Below are 24,679 nucleotides of genomic sequence, written 5' to 3'. Positions count from 1 at the left end.
TTCACCTACCAAAGTGTTGCAAGCAATTCGCCGCCAAGATTTGCTTGTGCCGCTTGCTTACCGCTCATGATCCCTTTGCTCGTAGAAAGGATAGTCATACCCATTCCAGAACGAACTTGAGGAATTTTATCTGATTTAACATATACACGTCTGCCTGGACGGCTTACACGGTCGATAGAGTTGATCGCATGTTGACCAGCTTCATCGTACTTCAAGTAAACACGCATAATGCCTTGTTTAGAGTCTTTCGCAACTTTGAAGCTGCGGATAAGACCTTCGTTAACAAGGATTTGTGCGATACCAGCGCGAACTTTAGAAGCAGGCAAATCCACTTTTTCGTGCTTTGCTGCTCCAGCATTTCTAATGATTGTAAGGAACTGAGAAATTGTATCCATAGTCTTCCTCTTACCAGCTAGCTTTCGTTACGCCAGGCAATTTACCGTCAAGTGCAAGAGCTCTGAAGGCGATACGAGACAAACCGAATTTTCTGTAGTTACCACGAGGGCGACCAGAAATTTCACAACGTGTGATAACACGGTTGATGTTTGTCTTTTGAGGAAGAGCTTGAAGCTTTTTACGAGCTTCTGCTCTTTCGTCATCAGAAAGTTTCATGTCAACGGCTTTATTTCTAAGCTCTGTTCTGTATTCAGTGTAGCGCTTAGCAGTAGCTTTTCTTTTGTTATTTTTAATAATTGCTGATTTGCGTGCCATTTGATCATCCTACTTTCTGAAAGGCATACCAAGTGCTTCAAGAAGCGCTCTGCCCTCAGTGTCGTTTTTAGCTGTTGTACAGATAGTGATGTTCATACCACGAGTTTTATCAACTTTATCAAAGTTGATCTCAGGGAACACGATTTGCTCCTTAAGACCCATGTTGTAGTTACCACGGCCGTCGAAACCTTTGTTTGGCAAACCACGGAAGTCACGTACGCGTGGAAGTGCCAAAGTGTTCAAACGGTCCATGAAAGACCACATTTTCTCTTTTCTCAAAGTTACGCGAACACCCAATGGGATGCCAGCACGCAACTTAAAGTTGGAGATAGCTTTTTTTGCTTTAGTGATAACTGCTTTTTGACCAGCAATAGCAGTGATCTCATCAACAACAGTGTTCAAAATTTTTGGATTTTGAACAGCTTCGCTCAAGCACACGCTAAGAGTGATTTTCTCCAAGCGAGGAACTTGCATTACGTTTTCAACTCCCAATTGTTTTTTTAGAGCAGGAGCGATCTCTTTATTGTATTTAGCTTTTAAGCGATTCATCTCATACCCCTTACAGAACTTCCGGAGCCAAAGATACGATCTTAACGAACGACTTAGCTCTCAATTCTCTGGCAACTGGGCCAAAGATACGTGTTCCAATTGGTTCTTTATTGGCGTTGATCAAAACTGCAGAGTTATCATCGAAACGGATGTAAGAACCGTCTGGACGACGAAGCTTAGCAACAGTTCTAACTACAACGGCTTTCGCAACGTCACCTTTTTTAACTTTAGCGTTTGGCAAAGCTTCTTTGATGGAAACAACGATAACATCACCGATGGATGCTACACGACGTTTAGAACCACCAAGAACCTTTACGCACATAACTTCTTTTGCGCCAGAGTTGTCAGCTACATTTAGTCTAGTTTGCATTTGAATCATGACAACACCCCTACGCTTTCGCCGTCTCTACGACTTCAGAAAGAGCCCAACGTTTAGTTTTGCTAAGAGGACGTGTTTCACGGATCTTAACGATATCACCAATTTTTGCTTGGTTGTTTTCGTCATGAGCTTTGAACACAGAAGTTTTCTTAACGTACTTACCGTATTTAGCGTGTTTAACCATGCGGTAGATTAGGACAGAGATAGTTTTATCCATCTTGTCGCTGATAACCTCACCAACTACTTCGATTTTACGACCACGAGTATTTGTTTCAGTTGTCATTTAACTACCTCGCTACTTTCTTTACGATTGCTGTATTGATTTTCGCGATATTGCGGCGAAGATCACGAATAACAATTGGATTTGAAAGTTGACCAATTGAATTCTTGATACGAGCTTGGAACAACTCTTCGGAAAGAGCTGCTCTTTTCTTTTTCAATTCAGTTACAGAAAGATCTTTAATCTCTACGAACTTCATAACTACTCCCTAACCAAGAAACGAGTTTTGAAAGGAAGTTTGTGAGCTGCGCGTTCGAAAGCTTCTTTAGCTTGCTCACGAGTCACACCGTTCATTTCGAAAAGAACTTTTCCAGGAAGAACACGGGCTACCCAAAGCTCCGGGTTACCTTTACCGCTACCCATACGAGTTTCAGCTGGTTTTTTTGTTACTGGTGTATTTGGGAATACACGGCACCAAATTTTACCACCACGCTTAACTGAACGGGAGATAGCAATACGACCTGCTTCCAACTGACGTGCTGTAAGACGTCCTTCCTCAACTGCTTGAAGACCGAAATCTCCAAAATCAAGGTTAGAACCTCTGTACGCAAAACCAGTTGCGCGGCCTACAAATTGTTTACGCCATTTTACTCTTTTAGGACTTAACACGACCTGCCTCCTCAACTTCGCGAGCAGATAAGATATCGCCTTTATAGATCCATACTTTCAATCCGATGATACCGTATGCAGTTAGAGCTTCAGCAGTACCGTAGTCGATATCTGCACGCAATGTATGAAGAGGAACACTCTTCTCATTGTACCACTCTGAACGAGCAATCTCTGCACCATCAAGACGACCGGAAACACGGATCTTGATACCTCTCACGCCGCCTTTGATCGCAGCTGCAATAGATTTTTTAAGAGCTCTTCTCCAAGAGATACGTTTCTCAAGTTGTTGAGCAATGCTCTCAGCAACGAGCTGAGCATCGAGGTCTGGCTTGCGCACTTCTTGGATGCTCAAGAAAACTTCGTTGGGTGTAAGTTTTTGAACTTCCGCTTTAAGAGCGTCAATACCAGTACCTTTTTTACCAATAACAACACCTGGGCGAGCAGTAGAGATGATGATTTTGATCTTCTTCGCTGCACGTTCCATTTCGATTTTAGCTACACCAGCATGCTTAAGTTTACCTTTTAGGTATTTTCTCAAGCGGATGTCTTCATGTAGATTTTCGAAATATTGGTTACCCTTCGCATACCAGCGAGAGTCCCAAGTTCTAATAACACCAACGCGTAAACCAATTGGATTAACCTTTTGTCCCACGATTATTTCTCCTCAAGTACTACGTTGATGTGGCTTGTTTTCTTACGAACACCGAATGCACGGCCTTGAGCGCGTGGACGGAATCTCTTAAGAACCGGACCTTGATCAACCCAGATGGCTTTAACAACCAAGTTATCAATGTCCATAACTTTTTTGTATTCAGCGTTAGCAACAGCAGATTCGATAAGTTTTTTTACCATACCTGCAGTTTTTTTGTTCAAGAAAGTAAGAGTTTTAACAGCTTCATTCACGTCTTTACCGCGAACAAGGTCTGCAACAAGTCTTGCCTTTTGAGCACCTACTCTTGCGTATTTTAGACTAGCTTTAACTTCCATTATAAACCTCTACCTACTACTTCTTAGCGCCAGCCGGAGCTGCCGCTTTCTTCTCAGCGTGGCCTTGGAAAGTTCTTGTCGGAGCAAACTCACCGAGTTTGTGACCGATCATGTTCTCAGTGATGTAAACTGGAACGAACTTTCTACCATTGTGAACTGCGAACGTAAGTCCGATAGTTTCTGGAAGAATTGTTGAACGACGAGACCAAGTTTTGATAACTTTCTTGTCGTTTTTTGCAATCGCGTGGTCGATCTTCTTTTGTACGTGAAGATCAACAAATGGACCTTTTTTAATCGAGCGTGCCACAGTCTACTCCTACTTACGTCTCTTAATGATTGAAGAGTCAGTTCTCTTATTATGTCTTGTCTTGTAACCTTTACATGGTTGACCCCATGGAGTTACAGGATGATGACCTTTACCCACACCTTCACCACCACCCAATGGATGGTCTACTGGATTCATGTGCATACCACGAACTGAAGGACGGATACCTCTCCAACGAGAGCGACCAGCTTTACCAAGATTAATATTTTCGTTGTCAGTGTTACCAACTTGACCGATTGAAGCGCGGCATACTGAAAGAACCTGCTTCAACTCACCAGATGGCATACGTACTTGGCAGTACATATCACCTTTACCAGCCAAAGTCGCGCTTGCACCTGCACCTCTGCAAATTTGACCACCTTTACCTGGGCGCAATTCGATATTGTGAATTACTGTACCAACAGGGATAGCTGCCAAAGACAAAGAGTTGCCTGGTTTAATATCGGCTTTGTCTGAAGAAAGTACAGTGTCGCCTACATTCAAGCCAACTGGCGCGATGATGTATGCTTTCTGACCGTCTACATAGTTAAGAAGAGCGATACGGCAAGTTCTGTTTGGATCGTACTCGATCGCAGCAACTTTCGCTGGCACTTCTAGTTTCATACGTTTGAAATCAACCAAACGGTACTTACGTTTATGACCGCCACCTTGGTGACGAATAGTAATTTGACCGTGATTGTTACGAGCTGCTTGTTTCTTTAGAGGAGCAAGCAAAGACTTCTCTGGAGTTGTCTTTGTGATTTCTTTGAAATCGAAACCAGTCATTCCTCTACGACCATGAGAGCGCGGGGCGAACGTCTTGATACCCATCTCTATACTCCCTCAAAAAGAGCGATCTTCTCACCTTCAACAAGCTTAACGTAAGCTTTTTTCCAGTAAGGGACCTTAGTTGCACCAAACTTCGTGTTTTTAGAGTGACCGCGGCAAACGCTAGTTCTAACGCTGTCTACTTTAACTTTGAAGTTCTTCTCTACTGCTGCTTTTACTTCTGTCTTTGTAGATTTCATATCTACTTCGAACACGTAAACACCAGCTGCGTTGTGGTATGTGTTTTTCTCCGTGATAAGTGGAGTTTTGATTACTTGTTTCATCTTACGCTTTCTCCATTGAGCAGCGATCTACGATTTTAGCTACTGAATCCTTTGTGATTACAGCTGCATCGTATTTCAAAAGATCAAACACGTTCAAACCTTCAACTGGGAAGTATTTGAATGTTGGAAGATTTTTTGAAGCTTGATTGAACTTATCGTTAACATTTGCATCGATCAAAACTGCTTTTTTCAAGCCGAACGCTTTAAGGCGTTTGCTCAACTCAGCTGTTTTACCTTCAGATTGCATGCTGTCTACTACGAACAACTTGCCTTCTTTTTGAAGGTGAGAAAGTGCCATGCTCAAACCTAAGCGACGAACTTTTTTAGGAAGTACGAACGCGTAGCTGCGAGGTTGAGGACCGAAAGCAGTACCACCACCAGGCATCAAGATAGAACGGCTAGAACCTTGACGAGCTCCACCAGTACCTTTTTGTTTGAAAGGCTTCTTACCACCACCGCTCACTAGACCTTTTGTTTTAGTCATGTGAGTACCTTGGCGACGGCTAGCCAATTGCCATTGAACTACTGTGTGCAAAACTTCTTTTTTAATTGGAGTTTCGAAAACATCAGCCGCAAGATCGATTGATCCTACTTTTTCTTTTTTCCAGTTAAGTACATTTACTGTTGCCATATTACACTCTCACCAATTTCACCAAAGTGTTTTTCGCACCTGGAACTGGACCCTTAACCATAACAACGTTTTCAGCGTGATTGATCTCAACGATCTCAACGTTCTTAACAGTTACTGTTTCGTTACCAAGATGACCTGGGAATTTCTTACCTGGCATTACGCGACCTGGCCATGTTCTGTTACCAGAAGAACCCGGACGACGGTGGAATTTAGAACCGTGTGAACCAGGTCCACCGGCGAAGTTCCAACGCTTCATAACACCCGCAAAACCTTTACCTTTAGATTTCGCTGTCATTTTAACAACGTCACCTTTAGACAAAGAATCGATAGATACTTGCGCGCCTACTGTAAGACCTTCTGGAATAGCTTGACGAAGTTCTTTTACGAATTTCGCGCCATTTTCGAAGCCAGCACCTTTAAGGTGGCCTTGTTCAGCTTTATTAGAATTTTTAGCTTTTTTAGGCTCGCAAGCTACCTGAATAGCTTCGTAACCATCTGCTTCGTTAGTTTTGATTTGAGAAACAAACCATGGCTCATAACGAAGAACTGTAACTGGGATAGCTTCACCTTGCTCATTATAGATGGTAGCCATGCCCTCTTTGAATGCAAACAAGCCATTGAGCTTTAGGCCTTGCGCAGACGTTTGTGTGTTTTCTGTAGTTTCGCTCACGTCTTACTCCTAAATTGCCGACAATTTGATTTCAACGTCAACGCCAGCAGAAAGGTCCAACTTCATAAGTTGGTCTACTGTTTGTTGAGTAGGTTCAAGGATATCAAGCATACGCTTGTGAGTTCTTACTTCGAATTGCTCACGAGATTTTTTATCTACGTGCGGAGAACGAAGTACTGTGTAGCGATTGATGCGAGTAGGCAAGGGAATTGGACCCGCAACTTTTGCGCCTGTGCGACGAGCAGTCTCAACGATTTCTTTCGTCGACTGATCAAGCAATTTATGATCGAATGCCTTCAATCTGATTCTAATCTTCTGACTTTGCATAAGGACACTTCTCTTCTTTTTTTATAAAGTAGCGTAATTACTAGCAAACTTGTTAATAACTGAACATCCAATCCCATCGAAAACTTGCCCCGAATTAGCCCTTGCGGCCTAGAAAGTCCACCAAACGCGGGGGGTTTTTTGTAAATTTAGATGTCACGAGTGCGCGAGTATGCGCATTTAAAAAATCTTTGTCAAAGGGAAAAAATTAAATAATTAATATCTTCCCATTTTATGTAGAATTTCCGTTTTTACCTTCGTAGGCACCACGGCGTATTCTAAGAATTCCATACTGAAACTTGCTCTGCCTTGGCTCAAACTGCGCACATCCGTCGCATAACCAAATAGAGTGGCCAATGGCGCCTCGGCAAAGATAACCTGCCCGCCCCCTGGCTTCACATTCATCGTGAGAATTTTACCACGACGAGAGTTCAAGTCGCCCACGATATTGCCCACGAAATCATCAGGACAAGTCACCTCAAGCTTAAAGATCGGCTCCATAAGCTCAACCTGGGCATTTTTTACGGCATCTCTGAACGCCAGGGAGGTAGCCGCTTTAAAGGCCATTTCCGAGGAAGTTTCAGGGCGGGCTTCAACAGCTGTTAAAGTCCCCTTAATACCGAGCATGGAATAGCTAACCAACGGACCCACCTCAGCCGCTTCGCGGAAACCGCTTTCGACTGCCTTAAGCATCGTTGGTGTAAATTCTTTAGACGTAGATACCTTGGATACGAATTGAATGTGATCTGCTTGAGAGATCGGCTCAATCGTCAAAGATACGGACGCGAAGTTCATGTCACCTGCGATCTCGCGCTCATAAACATGAGTCGCTGACGCCGCTGAAGTGATTGTTTCGCGGTAGGAAACCTGTGGCTTACCGACATTCGCCTGCACCTTGTGCTCGCGAAGAAGACGATCCACCAGGATGTCCAAATGAAGCTCTCCCATACCGGATAGCAAAATTTGCCCTGTTTCAGGGTCATTTCTTAGCTTACAGGAAGGGTCTTCTTTTTGAAGCTTCTCCAGGCCCGCCAACATCTTCTCCTGATCAGCAGAAGATTTAGCTTCAATCGCCACTGCGATTACCGGCTCTGGGAAAGTAATAGATTCAAGAACAACAGCATGAGAGGTTTCGCAAAGAGTGTCGCCCGTACCAGTGAATTTCAGACCGATAACGGCTCCGATATCCCCTGCTTTCAGACTGCCCACTTCCTCACGGGAGTTCGCATGCATTTTTACCAGCTTTTGAATACGCTCTTTCTTTTGAGTACGAGGATTCAACAGCTGATCGCCCACTTTCACTTCACCGGAATAAACACGGATATAAGTCAAAGTTCCTGCGAACGGGTCATTGGCAATTTTGAAAGCCAAAGCCGCCACATGGGCATCAAAGTCAGTTTTACAGATGATTTCTTTTTCCGGTTTTTCAGGGTCATGCCCCACGATATCCGGCACTTCAATAGGAGATGGAAGATAATCAATCACACCATCAAGCAAAGGTTGAATGCCTTTGTTTTTGAAAGCAGCTCCGCAGAATACCGGGAATGCTTTTAGCTCAAGAGTGCCTTTGCGAAGAGCCGCTTTTAGCTCTGCCACAGTCACTTCTTCTCCATTGAGATATTTCTCAAGAAGAACATCGTCGAACTCAACGATCTTTTCAACGACCTCTGTACGGAAGCGATTAACTTCTTCCTTCATGTCGTTAGGAACATCGGTAACTTCGAAATTGTCACCCATACCGGATGTCGTCCAAATGTAAGCTCGATTTTCCAACAAATCGACAACCCCACGGAACGTGTCTTCAACACCGATAGGTACTTGAACAGGAATTGGGTTCGCCTGAAGGCGTTCTTTGATAGTCCCGTAAGACATCACAAAATCAGCACCCACGCGATCCATTTTATTGATGAAACAGATTCTTGGTACTTTGTACTTGTCAGCTTGTTTCCAAACAGTTTCAGACTGAGGCTCAACACCGTTTACGCCGTCAAAAACCGCAACTGCACCATCAAGAACCCGCAAAGAACGCTCAACTTCAATTGTGAAGTCAACGTGCCCCGGAGTATCGATAATATTAATGCGGTAGTCTTTCCAGAACGCCATAGTGGCAGCAGAGGTAATAGTAATACCACGCTCTTGTTCCTGAACCATCCAGTCCATAGTGGCCTGGCCGTCGTGAACTTCACCAATTTTATGACTTTTTCCAGTGTAGTAAAGAATGCGCTCGGTGGTCGTCGTTTTACCGGCATCAATGTGAGCCATGATGCCGATATTACGAGTATACTTGAGATCAGCTACAACTTTTGGATCTTTAGCTGACATGTAAACAGATTACCAGTTGTAGTGAGAGAAAGCCTTATTAGCTTCAGCCATACGGTGAACTTCATCTTTCTTCTTAATAGAGTTACCTCTATTGTTGTAAGCATCGATGAATTCGCCAGCCAAACGCTTAGCATGGTCTTTTTCGCCACGTTCACGAGAGTATTCTACCAACCAACGCATAGCTAGAGCTAGACGACGAGTTGGACGAACATCGATAGGAACTTGGTATGTAGCACCACCAACACGGCGAGAACGAACTTCGATAGAAGGCTTAACGTTCTCAAGGGCTTTTTTGAAAACTGCAACTGGCTCTTCGCCAGCAACTTTTCCTTCAAGCTCTTTCAATGCTCCGTAGAAAAGCTTCTGTGCAGTAGCTTTTTTACCTTGGTACATCATTTTATTGATGAACTTAGCAATTGTTAGATCCTTGAAAACCGGATCTGGAATGATTTCTCTTTTAAAGGTCTTTTTACGACGTGACATCTCTCAATCCTTATTTCTTAGGTCTCTTAGTACCGTATTTTGAACGACTGCGAAGACGGCCGTTCACACCTTGAAGATCTAGAACACCGCGAACGATGTGGTAACGAACACCCGGCAAGTCCTTAACACGGCCGCCACGGATCAAGACAACGCTATGCTCTTGAAGATTGTGACCGATACCTGGGATGTAAGAGATAACTTCAAAACCATTGGAAAGACGAACTTTTGCTACTTTACGTAGAGCGGAGTTCGGCTTCTTTGGAGTTGTTGTATAAACACGAGTACAAACACCACGACGCTGAGGGCATGACACCAAAGCTGGTGATTTAGTTTGGTTTTTTTGAACTTTACGCTCACTTTTGATGAGCTGGTTAATTGTAGGCACTTTTGAAACCCCTTAAACAATTTATATCTAATTCAAGACGCTGGAACTTACATTGTCGCAAGTGTCCGGGTCAAGACATTGTTGTTATTTTTATTTCCCAAAAACTGGCGTGAGTTCCACTTTTTGAGTTTTTTACAATTTTCTTACAAGATCCGGGGCCTTAGCCCTCAAAACCGCTAGTGAGGCGGCTTTGAGGAACATGGGGCACCGCGGTTCATTAACCTTGGTGAGGTTGAGAAGAAGCCGTCATCCCTGGCAAAGCCACGAATGAAGTATCGTCGTCTTCTGCAACTGAAACTTTCCAACGTTTGTAAGAAGTTAAGCCAGTACCTGCAGGGATCAAACGACCCATGATGATGTTCTCTTTCAAACCACGCAAATGGTCTGTACGAGAATTGATCGCCGCTTCTGTAAGTACTTTTGTTGTTTCTTGGAATGACGCTGCTGAGATCCAGCTATCAGTGCTCAAAGAAACTTTCGTGATACCAAGAAGAAGTGGATTGCATGTAGCAGGTTGTCCACCTTCACGGTTCAAACGAGCATTTTCTTCGTCGAAAGCATATCTTTCAGCTTGTTCACCAGCCAAGAAGCGGCTGTCACCAGCGTCCTTGATCTCTACTTTACGTAGCATTTGGCGAACGATAACTTCGATATGCTTATCATTGATAGCAACACCTTGAAGTCGGTAAACTTCTTGGATTTCATCAACAAGGTATGCAGAAAGCGCTTTAGCACCCAGAACAGCCAGAATGTCATGAGGATTTGTTGGACCATCCATCAAAGCCTCACCCGCTCTTACGTACTCGCCCTCTCTTACAGCAACGTGCTTACCTTTAGGGATGAGGTATTCTTTTTGCTCACCCACTTCAGGAGTTACGATCACACGTTGTTTACCTTTAACGTCTTTACCGAATGTCACATAACCATCAATTTCAGAGATGATTGCTGCTTCTTTCGGTTTACGAGCTTCAAACAATTCAGCAACGCGCGGAAGACCGCCCGTGATATCCTTCGTTTTCGAAGTCTCACGATGCATTTTCGCGATAACGTCACCGGCATGGATCTCTTGGCCGTCAGTAACTGACAATTGTGCACCCACTGGGATCAAATATCTCGCAGGGATGTCACGACCAGGAAGATTCAATACTTTACCGTTGCCATCAACCAGGAACACAGTTGGTTTGATGTCAGAAGATTTGGATTCCATGATAACTTTAGTCGCAAAACCAGTTACCGCATCCACTTGCTCCTGCATCGTAGAACCTTCTTCGATATCCTGATATTGGATCTTCGCAGAAACCTCTGCGATGATTGGATTCGAATATGGATCCCACTCGACAACTGTTTGCCCTTTGGCAACTTTGTCACCTTCTTTAAAATTCAAAACAGCACCGTAAACGAGTTTGAAATTCTCGCGCTCACGACCTGCTTCGTCCATAACTAGTGCAGAACCGTTACGATTCATTACCGTCAATTTACCGTTACGGTTTGTAACAGCATGAACGTTTTGAAGTTTGATTGTACCGTCATAACGAGTTGTATGAACAGATTGCTCAACTGAACGAGAAGCCGCACCACCTAAGTGGAACGTACGCATCGTCAACTGAGTACCCGGCTCACCGATAGATTGTGCAGCAATGATACCAACTGTTTCACCAAGGTTCACAGTCGCACCACGAGACAAGTCGCGGCCGTAACATTTCACACACACACCACGTTTAGATTGGCACACGAGAGCAGAACGGATGTCGACTTTATCGATACCCATGCCTTCGATAGTTTTAACGTCAGTTTCAGTGATTTCCTGATTCGCTCTAACAACCACGTTGTTAGTTTGAGGATCAACAACATCTCTCAATGTTGTACGACCCAGGATACGATCACCGATGTTTTGGATGATTTCACCAGCTTCGTAAATCGGAGTGATTTCCAAACCGTCGTCAATACCGCAATCCAACTCTGAAACTACCACGTCTTGAGCAACGTCAACCAAACGACGAGTCAAGTAACCGGAGTTCGCAGTTTTCAATGCTGTATCGGCCAAACCTTTACGAGCACCATGCGTGGAAATGAAGTACTGAATAACTGTCAAACCTTCACGGAAGTTTGCAGTGATCGGTGTTTCGATGATTTCACCAGAAGGTTTCGCCATCAAACCACGCATACCACCCAACTGACGGATCTGAGTCGCGGAACCACGGGCTCCGGATTCAGCCATGATGTAGATTGGATTGAATGAAGGTCCAACTACTTCCTTGCCATCAACGATGAACGTTTGTTTTTCAATCGCGTTCATACCCTCTTTGGCAATTTTATCAGCTGTTTGTGCCCAGATATCCACTACCTTATTGTAGCGCTCACCATCTGTGATCAAACCTTCATCGTACTGAGTTTGGATCTCAGTCACTTGTTTTTCAGCGTCAGCGATCATCGGAGCCTTGGCAGCCGGGATAACCATGTCATCGATACCGATAGACATACCTGCAGCTGTTGAATATTTGAAACCAAGTTCCATGATTTTATCAGCCAAGATACAAGTCGCTTTTGTACCAGCAAGACGGAAAGTCTTATCGATCAAAGCTGCGATTTGTTTCTTAGTCATGATTACGTTGACTTCATTGAAAGGAACTTCTTTAGGAACGCTATCAGAAAGAATCGCGCGACCTACAGTTGTCTCTTGCAATTTACCGTTGATACGAACTTTACAAGTAGCTTGCAAGTCAACCAAACCTGTTTCGTAAGCGTATTGTGCTTCCTGAACAGTCGAGAAGATTTTGCCAGTTCCTTTTGCCCCTAGACGGTTACGAGTCAACCAGTACAAGCCCAACACGATATCTTGTGATGGATTGATAACCGGTTTACCAGACGCTGGAGAAAGAACGTTGTTTGTAGACATCATCAAAACACGTGCTTCAACTTGGGATTCCACAGAAAGTGGAACGTGAACCGCCATTTGGTCACCGTCGAAGTCGGCATTGAAGGCACCACACACTAGTGGATGCAATTGGATCGCTTTACCTTCGTGAAGTACAGGTTCGAAGGCTTGGATACCAAGTCTGTGAAGAGTTGGCGCACGGTTTAGAAGAACTGGATGTTCTTTAACCACGTCAGCCAGGATATCCCAAACTTCAACTGATTCTTGCTCAACCATTTTTTTGGATTGCTTGATAGTTGCAGTCAGGCCTTTTTCTTCAAGTTTGTTGTAAACGAATGGTTTGAATAGCTCCAAAGCCATTTTTTTAGGAAGACCGCATTGGTGCAATTTCAACGTCGGGCCCACAACGATAACGGAACGACCAGAGTAGTCCACACGTTTACCAAGTAGATTTTGACGGAAACGACCTTGCTTACCTTTCAACATATCAGAAAGGGAGCGAAGAGGACGTTTGTTTGGACCAGTGAAAGTTTTACCGCGACGACCGTTATCCAACAATGCGTCTACTGCTTCTTGCAACATACGTTTTTCATTGCGGATGATGATGTCTGGAGCGTTCAGCTCTTGAAGACGTTTCAAACGGTTATTACGGTTGATCACACGACGGTAAAGATCATTTAGATCTGAAGTCGCGAAACGACCGCCATCTAGTGGAACTAGAGGACGTAGATCTGGTGGCAACACTGGAAGTGCTTCCAACATCATCCATTCAGGTTTGTTGATAGAGCCTTTGAAAGCCTCAACAACCTTAAGACGTTTAGTGATCTTTTTCATGCCCGCTTCAGACTTAACGTCTTTAGCTTCCATACGAAGCTTGCGAGACAAGTATTCTGGATCGATTTTTCTCAAAAGGTCACGAACAGCTTCGCCGCCCATGCCGTATTTGAATGAAGGACCGAATTCGTTCAAAGCTGCGTTCAAAGCTTCTTCAGTCAATACTTGGCCTTCTTCCAATGTAGTTTCCATTGGATCGATAACCACGTGTGCTTCACAATACAAAACTTTCTCAACATCTTTTAGTGAAAGATTGAGCAAGTTACCAATACGAGAAGGCAATGAGCGCAAGAACCAGATGTGCGCAACCGGAGTTGCAAGCTCAATATGGCCAAGACGTTCACGACGAACTTTAGTTTGTGTTACTTCAACGCCGCACTTTTCACAGACGACGCCACGATACTTCATACGTTTATACTTACCGCACAAGCACTCGTAATCCTTGATAGGACCGAAGATTTTCGCACAGAACAAGCCGTCGCGCTCAGGCTTGAATGTACGATAGTTGATAGTTTCTGGCTTCTTAACTTCACCAAATGACCAGTCACGAATCATTTCAGGTGACGCCAACGATACTCGTACGGCGTCAAACGAAAGTGGATCTTTTGGTTTATCGAAAAAATTCAACAAGTCTCTCAAAGAACACCCCTGTTGTTAAAGTTTAATTAGTGCTGCTCTGGCTCAGTAGGAGCCACAACAGTTGCTTCAATAACATCGCCACCGCCATCAAGATCTTCATCTTGGTCGCGTAGGATGTCGGACTCCATCAACTCAACATTCAATGCAAGAGACTGAAGCTCTTTCACTAGAACGTTGAACGATTCAGGAAGACCCGGCTCAAGGATGTTTTCACCCTTAACGATACTTTCGTACATACGAGTTCTACCAGCTACGTCATCTGACTTAACAGTTAGGAACTCTTGTAGAGAGTATGCGGCACCGTATGCTTCGATCGCCCAAACTTCCATCTCCCCTAGACGCTGACCACCGAATTGAGCTTTACCGCCCAATGGCTGTTGCGAAACTAGAGAATAAGGTCCGATAGAACGAGCATGGATCTTCTCTTCAACCAGATGGTGAAGTTTAAGCATGTACATGATACCCACAGTAACCGGATTCGTGAACGGCTCGCCAGTACGACCATCGAATAGGATGGACTTACCAGAAAGTGGAACTTCTGCTTTCGCAAGCAAGTTCTTAACGTCAGATTCACGAGCACCGTCGAATACCGGTGTTCCAACGTGGATACCGTTCTTCATACGAGTTACCATTGATTTCAAAGAGCCTTCGTCAGCGCCATCAAGTTTTGCGCTGATATCAGAGTCATTGAAGATATCTTTCATTTCTTTACGTGCGTTTTCTGCATTCCACTTATCAAGGTGAGAACCGATTTGTTTACCCAAGTTGTGCGCTGCCCAACCCAAGTGAACCTCAAGGACCTGACCAATGTTCATACGTGAAGGTACGCCCAGTGGATTCAAGACCATGTCAACCGGAGAACCGTCTGCTAGGTATGGCATGTCTTCAACAGGCAATACTTTAGAAACGACACCTTTATTTCCGTGACGGCCGGCAAATTTATCGCCGACTTGCATTTTACGTTTAATCGCAACGTAAACTTTAACCATTTTGATAACGCCTGGAGGAAGCTCGTCACCTTTACGAAGGCGATCGATTTTCTCGTTGAATACCAATTTAACTGCGTCAAGTTGGTTACGGGCGTTGTCGATGATTTTGTTAACTTGGAACTCAAGATCTTGCTCAAGAGGGATATAGTTCAACAATTCGAATGGAATTGTTTCGATATCCGCGATCGTGATGTTTTGACCTTTGTTCAAAAGTTTTTGAGATCCATCTTCATTCAACAATACGCCAGTAGTGATTTTGCCTACCAGGATATCGCGAAGTTTCGTGATGGAGTTATTTTTGATAACGTTTTGCTCAACTGCCAAGTCTTTTTCAAGCTTGCGTTTTTTCTCTTCGATGATTGAAGACAAACGCTCATCGCGGTCTGCGCCTTCACGAGAGTAAACTTGAGCATCGATAACTGTACCGTAAACGCCAGATGGTGCGCGAAGTGATGTATCACGTACGTCACCAGCTTTTTCACCGAAGATCGCTCTCAAAAGTTTTTCTTCAGGAGAAAGCTGAGTTTCACCTTTAGGAGTAACTTTACCAACCAGGATGAAACCAGGGCGAACTTCCGCACCGATGCGGATGATACCAGAGCTATCAAGGTCTTTAAGTGCTTCTTCACCGACGTTGGCGATATCGCGAGTGATCTCTTCTTTACCTAGTTTCGTGTCACGAGCTACGCACTCGAATTCTTCGATGTGGATAGATGTGTAAACGTCGTCTTTCAACAAACGCTCAGAAATAAGGATGGAGTCCTCGAAGTTGTAACCTTGCCAAGGAGTGAACGCTACCAGGATGTTTTGACCTAGAGCCAACTCACCAAGCTCAGTTGAAGGTCCGTCAGCAACGATGTCGCCTTTAGAAACCTTGTCACCAACAGTTACGATTGGTTTTTGATTGAAGCATGTATTTTGATTCGTACGTTGATACTTAGTAAGATTGTAGATATCTACGTTCGCACCAAGTTCTCCGCCTTTAGCAAAACGACGGATAACGATACGAGAAGCATCTACTTCTTCAACGATACCATCATTTTGAACAACAACAGATGTACCAGAATCACGAGCAACCAAGCGCTCAACACCTGTACCAACAAGTGGTGCGCGAGAACGCAACAATGGAACCGCTTGACGTTGCATGTTCGATCCCATCAGGGCACGGTTGGCATCGTCATGTTCTAGGAACGGAATCAAAGACGCCGCGATAGAAACCAGCTGAGATGGAGAAACGTCCATCAATGCAACTTTGTCTTTATCAACGATTTCATACTCACCGTCACGACGAGTGATTGTCGTAGCAGTTTGGATGGCTTTGTTACCAGCTTCGTCACGAGCCGCAGGAGCGATGTAGTGACCAGCTTCTTCTAGAGCGGACAAGTAGTTGATGTCTTTAGATACAGAACCTTGATCAACTTTACGGTATGGCGTCTCGATGAAACCATAGTTATTGATACGAGCGTAAGTAGCCAAAGATGCGATCAAACCGATGTTTGGTCCCTCTGGAGTTTCGATTGGGCAGATACGACCGTAATGCGTAGGATGTACGTCACGTACTTCGAAACCTGCACGGTCACGAGTCAAACCGCCGGGTCCTAGAGCAGACAAACGACGTTTGTGCGTGATCTCAGACAACGGATTTGTTTGATCCATGAACTGTGACAATTGAGAAGAGCCGAAGAATTCTTTAACAACTGCATTCACTGGTTTTGCGTTTACCAGGTCATGCGGCATCATAGTTTCCACGTCTTGAAGAGACATACGCTCACGGATAGCGCGCTCCATACGAACCAAACCGATACGGTATTGGTTTTCAAGCAACTCACCTACTGAACGAACACGACGGTTACCCAAGTGATCGATATCGTCGATAACACCGCGACCATTTTTAAGATCGATCAGAGTTTTGATAGTGCTCAAGATATCTTTGTGAGTCAGTGTTCTGTGAGACGGTGGGCACTCTTCCATAGAGATACCGAATCTGTGATTGATCTTGATACGACCAACTTCAGAAAGATCATAAGTCTCTGGATCAAAGAACAAACGACCGAAGAACGTCGTAGCAGCTTCCAAAGTTGGAGGCTCACCAGGACGAAGGCGTTTGTAGATCTCAACCAATGATTCGTCTTTGTTTGAAACTTTATCCACCAACAATGTGTTGCGAAGATAAGGTCCAACAGTCAAACCGTCGAAGAAGATCATGAAGAAGCTGTCAATACCAGCTTCGATAGAACGCTTGATGATTGCAGAGTTCAACTCAGCATTTGCATCAGCGATGATCTCACCAGTGGATTCGTCGATAAGTGGTTTCGCCAAAACTTTACCATCAAGGTCTTTTGGCTCAACTTCTAGCTCAGTGATGTTAAGATCTTTGATTTTCTTAACGATCGCACGAGTGATACGACGACCAGCTTTAACCAGTGCCTCGCCACCTTTTGGATCAAGGATATCAGTCAATGCTCTTTGACCTGACATGCGCTCGATGTCCAACTTACGGAACAACTTGCCACCTTTAACGTAAACTTCGTCAAGGTCGTAGAAGTATTCAAGAAGTTGTTCAGCGTTGTAACCCAATGCTTTCAAAAGAATTGTCACTGGGAATTTACGACGACGATCGATACGAACGTGGATCAAATCTTTTTGGTCAAATTCAGCATCCAACCAAGAACCACGGTATGGGATCACACGTGCAGAGTAGATCAATTTACCAGAAGCATTGTTTTTACCACCGTCGTGATCGAAGAACACGCCCGGAGAACGATGCAACTGAGATACAACAACGCGCTCAGTACCGTTGATGATGAAAGAACCGTTTGCAGTCATCAATGGGATTTCGCCCAAATAAACTTCTTGTTCTTTTACGTCACGGATAGAGCGTGCTTCTGTTTCTTCATCAACATCGAAAACGATAAGACGAAGAGTCACCTTGATCGGAGCAGCGAAAGTCATACCACGCTGACGGCACTCGTCCACGTCGTACTTAGCTGGCTCTAGAGTGTATGATACGAACTCAAGGCTTGCAGTATTGTTGAAATCTGTGATTGGGAAAACAGATTTGAAAACGCCATTAAGACCAGCTTCGCCACGGCGATCTGGATCCATATCTTTTTGAATGAAAGCTTCGTAAGAAGACTTCTGCAATTCAATCAAATTTGGAATATCAATGACTTGCTTATTTTTCGCGAAAGACTTTCTAACTCGAATGTTAGAAGCCGTAACTGGAGTTTTTTCCAATGTACTCTCCGTGATAAGAAAATCGGAATTTCACTTCGGGCGGAAATTTCCAAGAACCACATTAAATAAAGAAAACGCAAGTATCCCAAACTACTCTAAGTTTCCAATAAATCAAGTGATTCTGATGGTTTTTGGCACTATTCCACAGGCGATAGCTTCCTTGATTTTTGCATCGCATCAGCACCTCAATAGGCAGTTTTGTTACCACAAAACACAGCAGACCGTAGGATTTTTCTTCATGAGGACATTAATGAAAAATATTTTACCGCTAATTGCTGCGATTTTATTCACCGCCTGCACCCATACGATCAACTTCAGAGCCTCCCATTTTGCAACCCCGATCGTTGCAGACCAATCGATGCAGGGCCACGTAGCAGTTGTCGCCACGGCATCAACCGCGATAACTGTGATCAATAACTCCTCAACAAACCCGCCTACCGTGGATCCTATTTTAGTTAATAGTGATTACGACTCCTCAGATCTTTTTCTTATTAATAACATAGGCTTAGACGGTCGACTGACCATTTGGAGTGGACTAGAAATATTCTTTGATAGCAACCTTTACGGCGCGCGATACCAATTTCTTAATCACGGCGCCACAGCCAACAACTGGGTCGCCAGCATTCACTGCGCCTACGGAAGGCATGACGTTTCAACCGAAGTAACAAACGACTACGGCACCTTCGGCCCCTACAAAGCCAACGGAAACCACCAATATTTCTCTCTAGGAATTACATCCGTAAACACAGGCCTACTCTACGGAATCGAATACAACAGAATCATCATCGACTGGAACGAAGCCAGACACATAGAAAACCAAGACGCGCTTGGAGCAAAACTAGGCTACGCCTGGTAACCCATCTCCAGAAACTCAATCCTTGTTGCTTTTTATCCACACAATTAGCAACAAGCCGGGATTTTCGAGGAGCTGATGGATTGCCTCTGTAGTTTTCGACCTCCCGGCCCGCAGGATGCGGTACCCAAGCCGGGCGAGCGCCGGAAGCGCGTGTCGAAAAATACAGAGGGAAGCCAGCAGATTCTCGAAAAGCCCGGCGGTCTTCGCAAATTCAAGGTCCTAAAAAGCAAAAAGCCCCGTGTTTCCACGAGGCTTTCGGCATGAACCAAAAATTTTGGTAGCAAAAAACTACTTAACAGTAACTTTCGCGCCCGCAGCTTCAAGAGCTTTTTTGATTTTTTCAGCGTCTTCTTTAGTCGCGCCTTCTTTAACAGCTTTGCCACCAGCTTCAACTAGTGCTTTAGCTTCAGCAAGACCCAAACCAGTCAAACCACGTACTTCTTTGATTACGTTGATTTTGTTTGCGCCAGCATCAACCAAGATTACGTCGAATGCAGTTTTTTCTTCAACAGCAGCAGCAGGACCAGCTGCAGCAGCTACAGGAGCAGCAGCAGAAACGCCCCATTTTTCTTCAAGCATTTTTACAAGTTCAGCGATTTCAAGAACTGTTTTCGCAGACAATGCGTCAACAAGTTGATCGTTAGTTAGAGACATTTTAATCCTCCAGGGATTTAAAAAATTATTTAAAAATTCAATTGTTTAGCACCATTAACTCCGAATAGCCGGAGCTCAAGCATTATGCTTGTGGAGCTGCTTCAGTACCAGCGTCAGCGCCGCCACCAAGTTTTTCAGCGTAAACGTTCAAGCATCTAGCAAGTGTAGTTGCTGGAGCAAGAAGTGTAGCCAAGAACATAGCACGGAGTTGGTCTTTGCCAGGAAGTGTTGCCAAAAACTTAATTTTAGCATCATTCAAAGCTTCGCCGTCCATTACACCAGACTTGATTTGAAGAACTTCTACGTCCTTAGCGAAATCAGCCAATGTTTTAGCAGTCGCGTTCACTTCACCGTATGAGAATACGATGGCGTTAGTACCCTTCATTGAATTAGAAAATGCAGATTCAATTGCTGGGTGATCTTTGAACGCTCTTTTTGCTAGAGTATTACGGACAACTTTCATCTCTGAATCAGCAGCATTCAATTTTTTGCGCAAGTTAGTTACTTGCTCAACCTTGATGCCTTTGAAGTCAACGATGAAAGCTCCTTTAGCTTTACCGAATTTCTCAGTGATAAGCTTAATCTCTTGCTCTTTATCTGCGCGAGTGATCATAAGTGAGCCTCCTTTCATTAGACTCCCTTCTTACGAAGGGGTGAGTGCGAATCAGGTCGGTTTGGAGGTAATAACCTTTTAGCCTTATCTCGGCAGGCCCCACACAATCATGGGATTACATTCACTGAAGAAAACCTACTGTCTCTGATCGCTTTAAAATAAAAAACAAAAAGCTCCGACAACGCCGGAGCTCTATAAAACTACGCTAGTGAACCAGTTGCAGCTGCTGCCGCATTTGGCTCGATCTTCACGCCTGGACCCATAGTTGATGCTACGGAGATAGAGCGAAGGTAGATACCTTTAGAAGATGCTGGTTTCGCTTTAACCAATGCGCCCAAAAGGACCATGAAGTTATCACGAAGTTTAGCATCGCCCATAGATTTCTTACCGATACCAGCATGTACGATACCTGCTTTATCAACGCGGAAATCCAACTTACCTTTTTTCTCAGCAGTTACGGCTTCGCCAACGTTCATAGTTACAGTACCGATTTTTGGATTCGGCATCAAACCACGAGGCCCTAGAATTTTAGCAACTTTAGAAACAGTCGCCATCATATCTGGAGTCGCGATACATTTATCGAAATCCAACCAGCCACCTTGGATTTTAGCCACAAGGTCGTCAGCGCCAACAAAGTCTGCGCCAGCGTTTTTCGCTTCAGTCTCTTTAGGACCTTTTGCGAAAACAACTACTTTTACTTCTTTACCCAAACCGTGAGGCAATGCGATTGCGCCACGAACTTGTTGATCAGATTGCTTAGGGTCGATACCCAAACGCAATGCTACGTCGATAGATTCATCAAATTTTGCTGGAGCGGACTCAACAACTAGTTTGAATGCTTCTTCAACAGAGTATTTTTTTGCAGAATCTACTTTTTTAGAAGCAGCTGCGAACTTTTTACCTGCCATTGTTCACTCCTACGCGATGTCGATGCCCATGCTCTTAGCTGTACCAGCAACTTGTGACATTGCAGATTCAACTTTCAAGCAGTTCAAGTCAGGCAATTTCGTTGTAGCGATTTGCTTGATTTGATCGTTATTAATTTTTCCAACTTTGTCTTTTTGAGGCATTTTGGAACCAGATTCCAATTTCAACGCCTTTTTAATCAAAGAAGACACCGGTGGTGTTTTTGTGATGAAAGTAAACGATCTGTCCTGATAAACAGTGATGATGATAGGGATGATGCTATCACCCAACGCTTGTGTACGAGCGTTGAACTGCTTACAGAATTCCATGATGTTTACCCCGTGCTGTCCAAGTGCCGGTCCAACGGGAGGAGCTGGATTAGCTTTCCCTGCCGGTATTTGCAGCTTGATCATTCCTGTAACTTTTTTTGCCATGACCCACTCCTGCAAGAGGTGTAATTAAAAGTCCTTGGTCCGCCCCATGCGGCCTAGGATTTAAGCTTTATCTACTTGAATGTAGTCCAACTCAACTGGAGTTGGTCTACCGAAGATGCTCACAAGAACTTTAAGCTTCGCTTTGTCCTCATTCACTTCTTCTACTGTTCCCTGGAAGTTAGCAAATGGACCGTCAACAACAGTCACATTTTCACCAATAGTGAACTTCACCTTCATCTTCGGTTTTTCTGCAACGCCAGCCATTTGCTGTGTTACGCGGAAAACCTCAGCTTCAGGTACTTCAGGGGGACGAGTTTTAGTGCCGCCCACGAAGCCTGTTACTTTTGACGCATTTCTCACCAAATGCCAAGTCTCATCATTCAAAAACATTTGAACGAAGATATAACCTGGGAAAAATTTACGCGATCTAGTTTGTTTTTGGCCTTTTACAAGCTCAACTACGTTTTCAGCCGGAATAAGGATCTCGCCGAAGAACTCTTCCATTTTGGAAGTTTTGATCTTCTCTTCGATAGCCTTTTTAGCCGTATTTTCACAACTTGTCTGAACGTTGACGATGTACCACTTTTTGTCCATGGCCGATCCTTACTTCATTAGATAGTTGATAAAGAAGCCAGAAATCAGGTCAAAAGAGCTGATAATCACGCTTGAGATAAGAACCATTACGATACAAACGATAGTCATAGCCGTTGTATCTTTGCGTGAAGGCCATACAACCTTACGGATCTCAGATACAACTTCCTCAGCCCATGCCTGTACGCGTGGGTTGAACTGAAGTGCCACGAACAACAAAATACCCGAAGCAACCGGAAGACCGTGCTTAAACAAGTCGTTGTCAGCCAATTTTGCAACGATACCAAAAGCACCAGAGAATGCCTTGATAAGCATGTGCACAGTCAATCCAACTAGAGCACCTGCGATTGCGAAACTAAGAGTAATAATCTTAGAGTTAGTTTTTTCCACGATACCTCATTCCTGTTGAAATATTTCTGTAGAAATTGGCAGGGGCGGAGGGATTCGAACCCACGACCTAACGATTTGGAGTCGTTCGCTCTACCACTGGAGCTACACCCCTGCACGATCTTATTGATGATAATTTACCGCTCCCGGCGTTGCTTCGTCGTCGGCCTACTGAACAGTAGGGCCTCCTCCTTGCGCCTTGTGATCGATAAATTCTCATCAATAATCTCCCTCGAACATACTCAGCGGGAGAAGCTGACAAGAAATACTTTTGGAATGCCAAGAAACACCGAGGGGGACCCTTTTGTCAAGGAGTCCCCCGGGTGATTTTTATTTCAGCCTATGCTGCGTTAAATCCTACTCTTGGATTTCGATAACAACGCCGGCGCCAACTGTACGGCCACCTTCGCGGATCGCGAAACGCAATTCTTTTTCCATCGCGATTGGTGCGATCAACTCAACAGCCAATTCAACGCGGTCACCTGGCATAACCATTTCAGTGCCAGCTTTAAGAGTACAAACACCAGTTACGTCAGTTGTACGGAAGTAGAACTGTGGACGGTAACCGTTGAAGAATGGAGTATGACGTCCACCTTCTTCTTTAGTAAGGATGTACGCTTCAGCTTTGAATTTTTTGTGAGGTTTAACTGAACCTGGTTTAGCAAGAACTTGACCACGCTCAACGTCTTCTTTTTTAGTACCACGAAGAAGAACGCCGCAGTTGTCGCCCGCTTGACCTTCATCAAGAAGTTTACGGAACATCTCGATACCAGTAACAGTAGTTTTTTGAGTTGGACGGATACCGATGATTTCGATCTCGTCACCAACTTTTACGATACCACGCTCAACACGGCCAGTAACAACTGTACCACGACCAGAGATAGAGAACACGTCCTCTACTGGCATCAAGAAAGTTTTGTCAGTAGCACGAGCTGGTTGTGGGATGTAAGCGTCGCAAGCTTCCATCAATTTCATGATAGCTGGGCGACCGATATCAGAAGTGTCACCTTCCAAAGCTTTCAAAGCAGAACCCATTACAACTGGGATCTCGTCACCTGGGTATTCGTATTTAGAAAGAAGTTCGCGGATCTCAAGCTCAACTAGCTCAAGAAGTTCTTTATCGTCAACCATGTCAACTTTGTTCATGAAAACAACCATTGCAGGGATACCAACTTGGCGACCCAAAAGGATGTGTTCACGAGTTTGTGGCATAGGACCGTCAGCAGAAGAAACAACTAGGATAGCGCCGTCCATTTGAGCAGCACCAGTGATCATGTTTTTTACGTAGTCAGCATGTCCTGGGCAGTCAACGTGTGCGTAGTGGCGGTTTTCAGTTTCATACTCAACGTGAGTAGTAGAGATAGTGATACCACGCTCTCTCTCTTCAGGAGACTTATCGATTTGATCGTAAGACATCGCTTGAGCTTTACCAGCCGCTGCAAGAGTAGTAGTGATAGCAGCAGTCAAAGTTGTTTTACCGTGGTCAACGTGACCGATTGTACCGATGTTAACATGCGGCTTATTACGCGTGAATTTCTCTTTAGACATTATATCCTCCTGCAGAGATTTTTTTATTTTTATCTAACTTAAATACATTTTTATTAAATACAAGTAAAACTAAGTGGAGCCCATGATCGGAGCCGAACCGACGACCTCACCCTTACCAAGGGTGTGCTCTACCACTGAGCTACATGGGCATCTGAAAATTGGAGCGGGAAACGGGTCTCGAACCCGCAACCCTCTGCTTGGAAGGCAGATACTCTAGCCAATTGAGCTATTCCCGCCCATTACAGAAACCCTAATTTCCCCGAGAAAATATTTAAAAAATGGTGGGCAGGGAAGGATTCGAACCTTCGTAAGCGTAAGCTAACGGATTTACAGTCCGTCCCCTTTAGCCACTCGGGCACCTACCCATTTT

The 24,679-nt window shown here is 44.4% G+C and carries 28 protein-coding genes and 4 tRNA genes; 1 reads left to right on the top strand and 31 read right to left on the bottom strand.

Going from position 1 to position 24,679, the window contains the following annotated elements; all coding sequences use genetic code 11:
- Positions 1-5 precede the first annotated feature (5 nt).
- The 20 genes from rpsH to rpoB all read right to left on the bottom strand — a co-directional run bounded on the left by rpsH (position 6) and on the right by rpoB (position 18,320).
- Positions 6-395: a 30S ribosomal protein S8 gene (gene rpsH / locus ACLVWR_RS10160; RefSeq protein ID WP_340599060.1), complete on the bottom strand. Its 390-nt coding sequence runs from the start codon at positions 393-395 to the stop codon at positions 6-8.
- 10 nt (positions 396-405) lie between these two features.
- Positions 406-711 (bottom strand): 30S ribosomal protein S14, encoded by a 306-nt coding sequence (gene rpsN / locus ACLVWR_RS10155; RefSeq protein ID WP_340599059.1) that lies wholly within the window; start codon positions 709-711, stop codon positions 406-408.
- Between the two features lie 9 nt (positions 712-720).
- Complete coding sequence (gene rplE / locus ACLVWR_RS10150; protein ID WP_340599058.1) at positions 721-1,260, bottom strand: 50S ribosomal protein L5; 540 nt, start codon at positions 1,258-1,260, stop codon at positions 721-723.
- A gap of 10 nt (positions 1,261-1,270) precedes the next feature.
- Positions 1,271-1,639, bottom strand: a complete 369-nt coding sequence (gene rplN / locus ACLVWR_RS10145; RefSeq protein WP_340599057.1) for a 50S ribosomal protein L14 — start codon at positions 1,637-1,639, stop codon at positions 1,271-1,273.
- A gap of 10 nt (positions 1,640-1,649) precedes the next feature.
- Positions 1,650-1,922: a 30S ribosomal protein S17 gene (gene rpsQ, locus ACLVWR_RS10140; RefSeq protein WP_340599056.1), complete on the bottom strand. Its 273-nt coding sequence runs from the start codon at positions 1,920-1,922 to the stop codon at positions 1,650-1,652.
- A 4-nt stretch (positions 1,923-1,926) separates the two neighbouring features.
- On the bottom strand, positions 1,927-2,118 hold the full coding sequence (gene rpmC, locus ACLVWR_RS10135; RefSeq protein WP_340599055.1) for a 50S ribosomal protein L29: 192 nt from the start codon (positions 2,116-2,118) through the stop codon (positions 1,927-1,929).
- Positions 2,119-2,120: 2 nt separating this feature from the next.
- Positions 2,121-2,528, bottom strand: coding sequence for a 50S ribosomal protein L16 (gene rplP, locus ACLVWR_RS10130; protein ID WP_088615302.1), 408 nt, complete (start codon positions 2,526-2,528; stop codon positions 2,121-2,123).
- Positions 2,515-3,180 (bottom strand): 30S ribosomal protein S3, encoded by a 666-nt coding sequence (gene rpsC, locus ACLVWR_RS10125; RefSeq protein WP_340599054.1) that lies wholly within the window; start codon positions 3,178-3,180, stop codon positions 2,515-2,517. Before rpsC ends, rplP begins: the two co-directional genes overlap by 14 nt.
- 2 nt (positions 3,181-3,182) lie before the next feature.
- Positions 3,183-3,515: a 50S ribosomal protein L22 gene (gene rplV, locus ACLVWR_RS10120; RefSeq protein WP_088615304.1), complete on the bottom strand. Its 333-nt coding sequence runs from the start codon at positions 3,513-3,515 to the stop codon at positions 3,183-3,185.
- Between the two features lie 16 nt (positions 3,516-3,531).
- The gene (rpsS, locus tag ACLVWR_RS10115) at positions 3,532-3,822 is read right to left on the bottom strand and encodes a 30S ribosomal protein S19 (RefSeq protein ID WP_340599053.1); all 291 of its coding nucleotides are present in this window, start codon (positions 3,820-3,822) and stop codon (positions 3,532-3,534) included.
- A gap of 9 nt (positions 3,823-3,831) precedes the next feature.
- Positions 3,832-4,650: a 50S ribosomal protein L2 gene (gene rplB / locus ACLVWR_RS10110; protein WP_340599052.1), complete on the bottom strand. Its 819-nt coding sequence runs from the start codon at positions 4,648-4,650 to the stop codon at positions 3,832-3,834.
- A gap of 2 nt (positions 4,651-4,652) precedes the next feature.
- Positions 4,653-4,931, bottom strand: a complete 279-nt coding sequence (gene rplW / locus ACLVWR_RS10105; RefSeq protein ID WP_088615307.1) for a 50S ribosomal protein L23 — start codon at positions 4,929-4,931, stop codon at positions 4,653-4,655.
- Position 4,932: 1 nt separating this feature from the next.
- Complete coding sequence (gene rplD, locus ACLVWR_RS10100) at positions 4,933-5,562, bottom strand: 50S ribosomal protein L4 (RefSeq protein WP_413580552.1); 630 nt, start codon at positions 5,560-5,562, stop codon at positions 4,933-4,935.
- A gap of 1 nt (position 5,563) precedes the next feature.
- The gene (rplC, locus tag ACLVWR_RS10095; RefSeq protein ID WP_413580551.1) at positions 5,564-6,232 is read right to left on the bottom strand and encodes a 50S ribosomal protein L3; all 669 of its coding nucleotides are present in this window, start codon (positions 6,230-6,232) and stop codon (positions 5,564-5,566) included.
- A gap of 9 nt (positions 6,233-6,241) precedes the next feature.
- Positions 6,242-6,559, bottom strand: a complete 318-nt coding sequence (rpsJ, locus tag ACLVWR_RS10090; RefSeq protein WP_025308875.1) for a 30S ribosomal protein S10 — start codon at positions 6,557-6,559, stop codon at positions 6,242-6,244.
- A 213-nt stretch (positions 6,560-6,772) separates the two neighbouring features.
- Positions 6,773-8,878, bottom strand: a complete 2,106-nt coding sequence (gene fusA, locus ACLVWR_RS10085; protein ID WP_413580550.1) for an elongation factor G — start codon at positions 8,876-8,878, stop codon at positions 6,773-6,775.
- A 9-nt stretch (positions 8,879-8,887) separates the two neighbouring features.
- Entirely contained in the window at positions 8,888-9,361 is a 474-nt protein-coding gene (rpsG, locus tag ACLVWR_RS10080) for a 30S ribosomal protein S7 (protein ID WP_340599049.1), read from the bottom strand.
- A 10-nt stretch (positions 9,362-9,371) separates the two neighbouring features.
- Positions 9,372-9,746, bottom strand: a complete 375-nt coding sequence (gene rpsL / locus ACLVWR_RS10075; RefSeq protein ID WP_041876514.1) for a 30S ribosomal protein S12 — start codon at positions 9,744-9,746, stop codon at positions 9,372-9,374.
- A gap of 217 nt (positions 9,747-9,963) precedes the next feature.
- Complete coding sequence (gene rpoC, locus ACLVWR_RS10070; protein WP_413580549.1) at positions 9,964-14,094, bottom strand: DNA-directed RNA polymerase subunit beta'; 4,131 nt, start codon at positions 14,092-14,094, stop codon at positions 9,964-9,966.
- Positions 14,095-14,120: 26 nt separating this feature from the next.
- Entirely contained in the window at positions 14,121-18,320 is a 4,200-nt protein-coding gene (gene rpoB / locus ACLVWR_RS10065) for a DNA-directed RNA polymerase subunit beta (RefSeq protein ID WP_413580548.1), read from the bottom strand.
- A 250-nt stretch (positions 18,321-18,570) separates the two neighbouring features.
- On the opposite strand from rpoB, the gene ACLVWR_RS10060 reads away from it, so the two are divergent.
- Positions 18,571-19,176, top strand: coding sequence for a hypothetical protein (locus ACLVWR_RS10060; RefSeq protein WP_413580547.1), 606 nt, complete (start codon positions 18,571-18,573; stop codon positions 19,174-19,176).
- A gap of 288 nt (positions 19,177-19,464) precedes the next feature.
- On the opposite strand, the gene rplL is transcribed toward ACLVWR_RS10060, so the two are convergent.
- The 11 genes from rplL to ACLVWR_RS10005 all read right to left on the bottom strand — a co-directional run bounded on the left by rplL (position 19,465) and on the right by ACLVWR_RS10005 (position 24,674).
- Positions 19,465-19,830 (bottom strand): 50S ribosomal protein L7/L12, encoded by a 366-nt coding sequence (gene rplL / locus ACLVWR_RS10055; protein ID WP_088615314.1) that lies wholly within the window; start codon positions 19,828-19,830, stop codon positions 19,465-19,467.
- Between the two features lie 82 nt (positions 19,831-19,912).
- The gene (rplJ, locus tag ACLVWR_RS10050) at positions 19,913-20,443 is read right to left on the bottom strand and encodes a 50S ribosomal protein L10 (RefSeq protein WP_413580546.1); all 531 of its coding nucleotides are present in this window, start codon (positions 20,441-20,443) and stop codon (positions 19,913-19,915) included.
- Between the two features lie 200 nt (positions 20,444-20,643).
- Positions 20,644-21,351 carry a 50S ribosomal protein L1 gene (gene rplA, locus ACLVWR_RS10045; RefSeq protein ID WP_340599044.1) on the bottom strand — a complete coding sequence of 236 codons (708 nt, stop codon included), beginning with the start codon at positions 21,349-21,351 and terminating at the stop codon, positions 20,644-20,646.
- A 9-nt stretch (positions 21,352-21,360) separates the two neighbouring features.
- Positions 21,361-21,783, bottom strand: coding sequence for a 50S ribosomal protein L11 (gene rplK / locus ACLVWR_RS10040; protein WP_340599043.1), 423 nt, complete (start codon positions 21,781-21,783; stop codon positions 21,361-21,363).
- A gap of 60 nt (positions 21,784-21,843) precedes the next feature.
- A complete protein-coding gene (nusG, locus tag ACLVWR_RS10035; protein WP_340599042.1) occupies positions 21,844-22,377 on the bottom strand; it encodes a transcription termination/antitermination protein NusG in 534 nt (177 codons plus the stop codon).
- 9 nt (positions 22,378-22,386) lie between these two features.
- Positions 22,387-22,764 carry a preprotein translocase subunit SecE gene (gene secE / locus ACLVWR_RS10030; RefSeq protein WP_340599041.1) on the bottom strand — a complete coding sequence of 126 codons (378 nt, stop codon included), beginning with the start codon at positions 22,762-22,764 and terminating at the stop codon, positions 22,387-22,389.
- 36 nt (positions 22,765-22,800) lie between these two features.
- Positions 22,801-22,876 (bottom strand) — tRNA-Trp (locus ACLVWR_RS10025).
- Between the two features lie 242 nt (positions 22,877-23,118).
- Positions 23,119-24,309 (bottom strand): elongation factor Tu, encoded by a 1,191-nt coding sequence (gene tuf, locus ACLVWR_RS10020; RefSeq protein ID WP_413580545.1) that lies wholly within the window; start codon positions 24,307-24,309, stop codon positions 23,119-23,121.
- A 74-nt stretch (positions 24,310-24,383) separates the two neighbouring features.
- Positions 24,384-24,458: transfer RNA gene (locus ACLVWR_RS10015), tRNA-Thr, on the bottom strand.
- Between the two features lie 10 nt (positions 24,459-24,468).
- A tRNA-Gly gene (locus ACLVWR_RS10010) sits at positions 24,469-24,545 on the bottom strand.
- Positions 24,546-24,588: 43 nt separating this feature from the next.
- A tRNA-Tyr gene (locus ACLVWR_RS10005) sits at positions 24,589-24,674 on the bottom strand.
- Between the last annotated feature and the right edge of the window lie 5 nt (positions 24,675-24,679).

The organism is Bdellovibrio sp. HCB288 (genome assembly GCF_047305935.1).
In the GTDB taxonomy this organism is placed as follows: Bacteria; Bdellovibrionota; Bdellovibrionia; order Bdellovibrionales; family Bdellovibrionaceae; genus Bdellovibrio.
Note: the sequence above shows the minus strand (reverse complement) of the source record. Positions and strands in the feature narration are given on the sequence as shown.

Coding starts and splice junctions, on each gene's coding strand:
- rplD (WP_413580552.1), bottom strand. CDS start 5,562: ATGGCAACAGTAAATGTACTTAACTGGAAAAAAGAAAAAGTAGGATCA.
- rplK (WP_340599043.1), bottom strand. CDS start 21,783: ATGGCAAAAAAAGTTACAGGAATGATCAAGCTGCAAATACCGGCAGGG.
- rpsJ (WP_025308875.1), bottom strand. CDS start 6,559: ATGCAAAGTCAGAAGATTAGAATCAGATTGAAGGCATTCGATCATAAA.
- rpsQ (WP_340599056.1), bottom strand. CDS start 1,922: ATGACAACTGAAACAAATACTCGTGGTCGTAAAATCGAAGTAGTTGGT.
- rplB (WP_340599052.1), bottom strand. CDS start 4,650: ATGGGTATCAAGACGTTCGCCCCGCGCTCTCATGGTCGTAGAGGAATG.
- rplN (WP_340599057.1), bottom strand. CDS start 1,639: ATGATTCAAATGCAAACTAGACTAAATGTAGCTGACAACTCTGGCGCA.
- rplE (WP_340599058.1), bottom strand. CDS start 1,260: ATGAATCGCTTAAAAGCTAAATACAATAAAGAGATCGCTCCTGCTCTA.
- tuf (WP_413580545.1), bottom strand. CDS start 24,309: ATGTCTAAAGAGAAATTCACGCGTAATAAGCCGCATGTTAACATCGGT.
- rpsH (WP_340599060.1), bottom strand. CDS start 395: ATGGATACAATTTCTCAGTTCCTTACAATCATTAGAAATGCTGGAGCA.
- fusA (WP_413580550.1), bottom strand. CDS start 8,878: ATGTCAGCTAAAGATCCAAAAGTTGTAGCTGATCTCAAGTATACTCGT.
- rpmC (WP_340599055.1), bottom strand. CDS start 2,118: ATGAAGTTCGTAGAGATTAAAGATCTTTCTGTAACTGAATTGAAAAAG.
- rpsG (WP_340599049.1), bottom strand. CDS start 9,361: ATGTCACGTCGTAAAAAGACCTTTAAAAGAGAAATCATTCCAGATCCG.
- rplV (WP_088615304.1), bottom strand. CDS start 3,515: ATGGAAGTTAAAGCTAGTCTAAAATACGCAAGAGTAGGTGCTCAAAAG.
- nusG (WP_340599042.1), bottom strand. CDS start 22,377: ATGGACAAAAAGTGGTACATCGTCAACGTTCAGACAAGTTGTGAAAAT.
- rplJ (WP_413580546.1), bottom strand. CDS start 20,443: ATGATCACTCGCGCAGATAAAGAGCAAGAGATTAAGCTTATCACTGAG.
- rplA (WP_340599044.1), bottom strand. CDS start 21,351: ATGGCAGGTAAAAAGTTCGCAGCTGCTTCTAAAAAAGTAGATTCTGCA.
- rpsN (WP_340599059.1), bottom strand. CDS start 711: ATGGCACGCAAATCAGCAATTATTAAAAATAACAAAAGAAAAGCTACT.
- rplW (WP_088615307.1), bottom strand. CDS start 4,931: ATGAAACAAGTAATCAAAACTCCACTTATCACGGAGAAAAACACATAC.
- ACLVWR_RS10060 (WP_413580547.1), top strand. CDS start 18,571: ATGAAAAATATTTTACCGCTAATTGCTGCGATTTTATTCACCGCCTGC.
- rplL (WP_088615314.1), bottom strand. CDS start 19,830: ATGTCTCTAACTAACGATCAACTTGTTGACGCATTGTCTGCGAAAACA.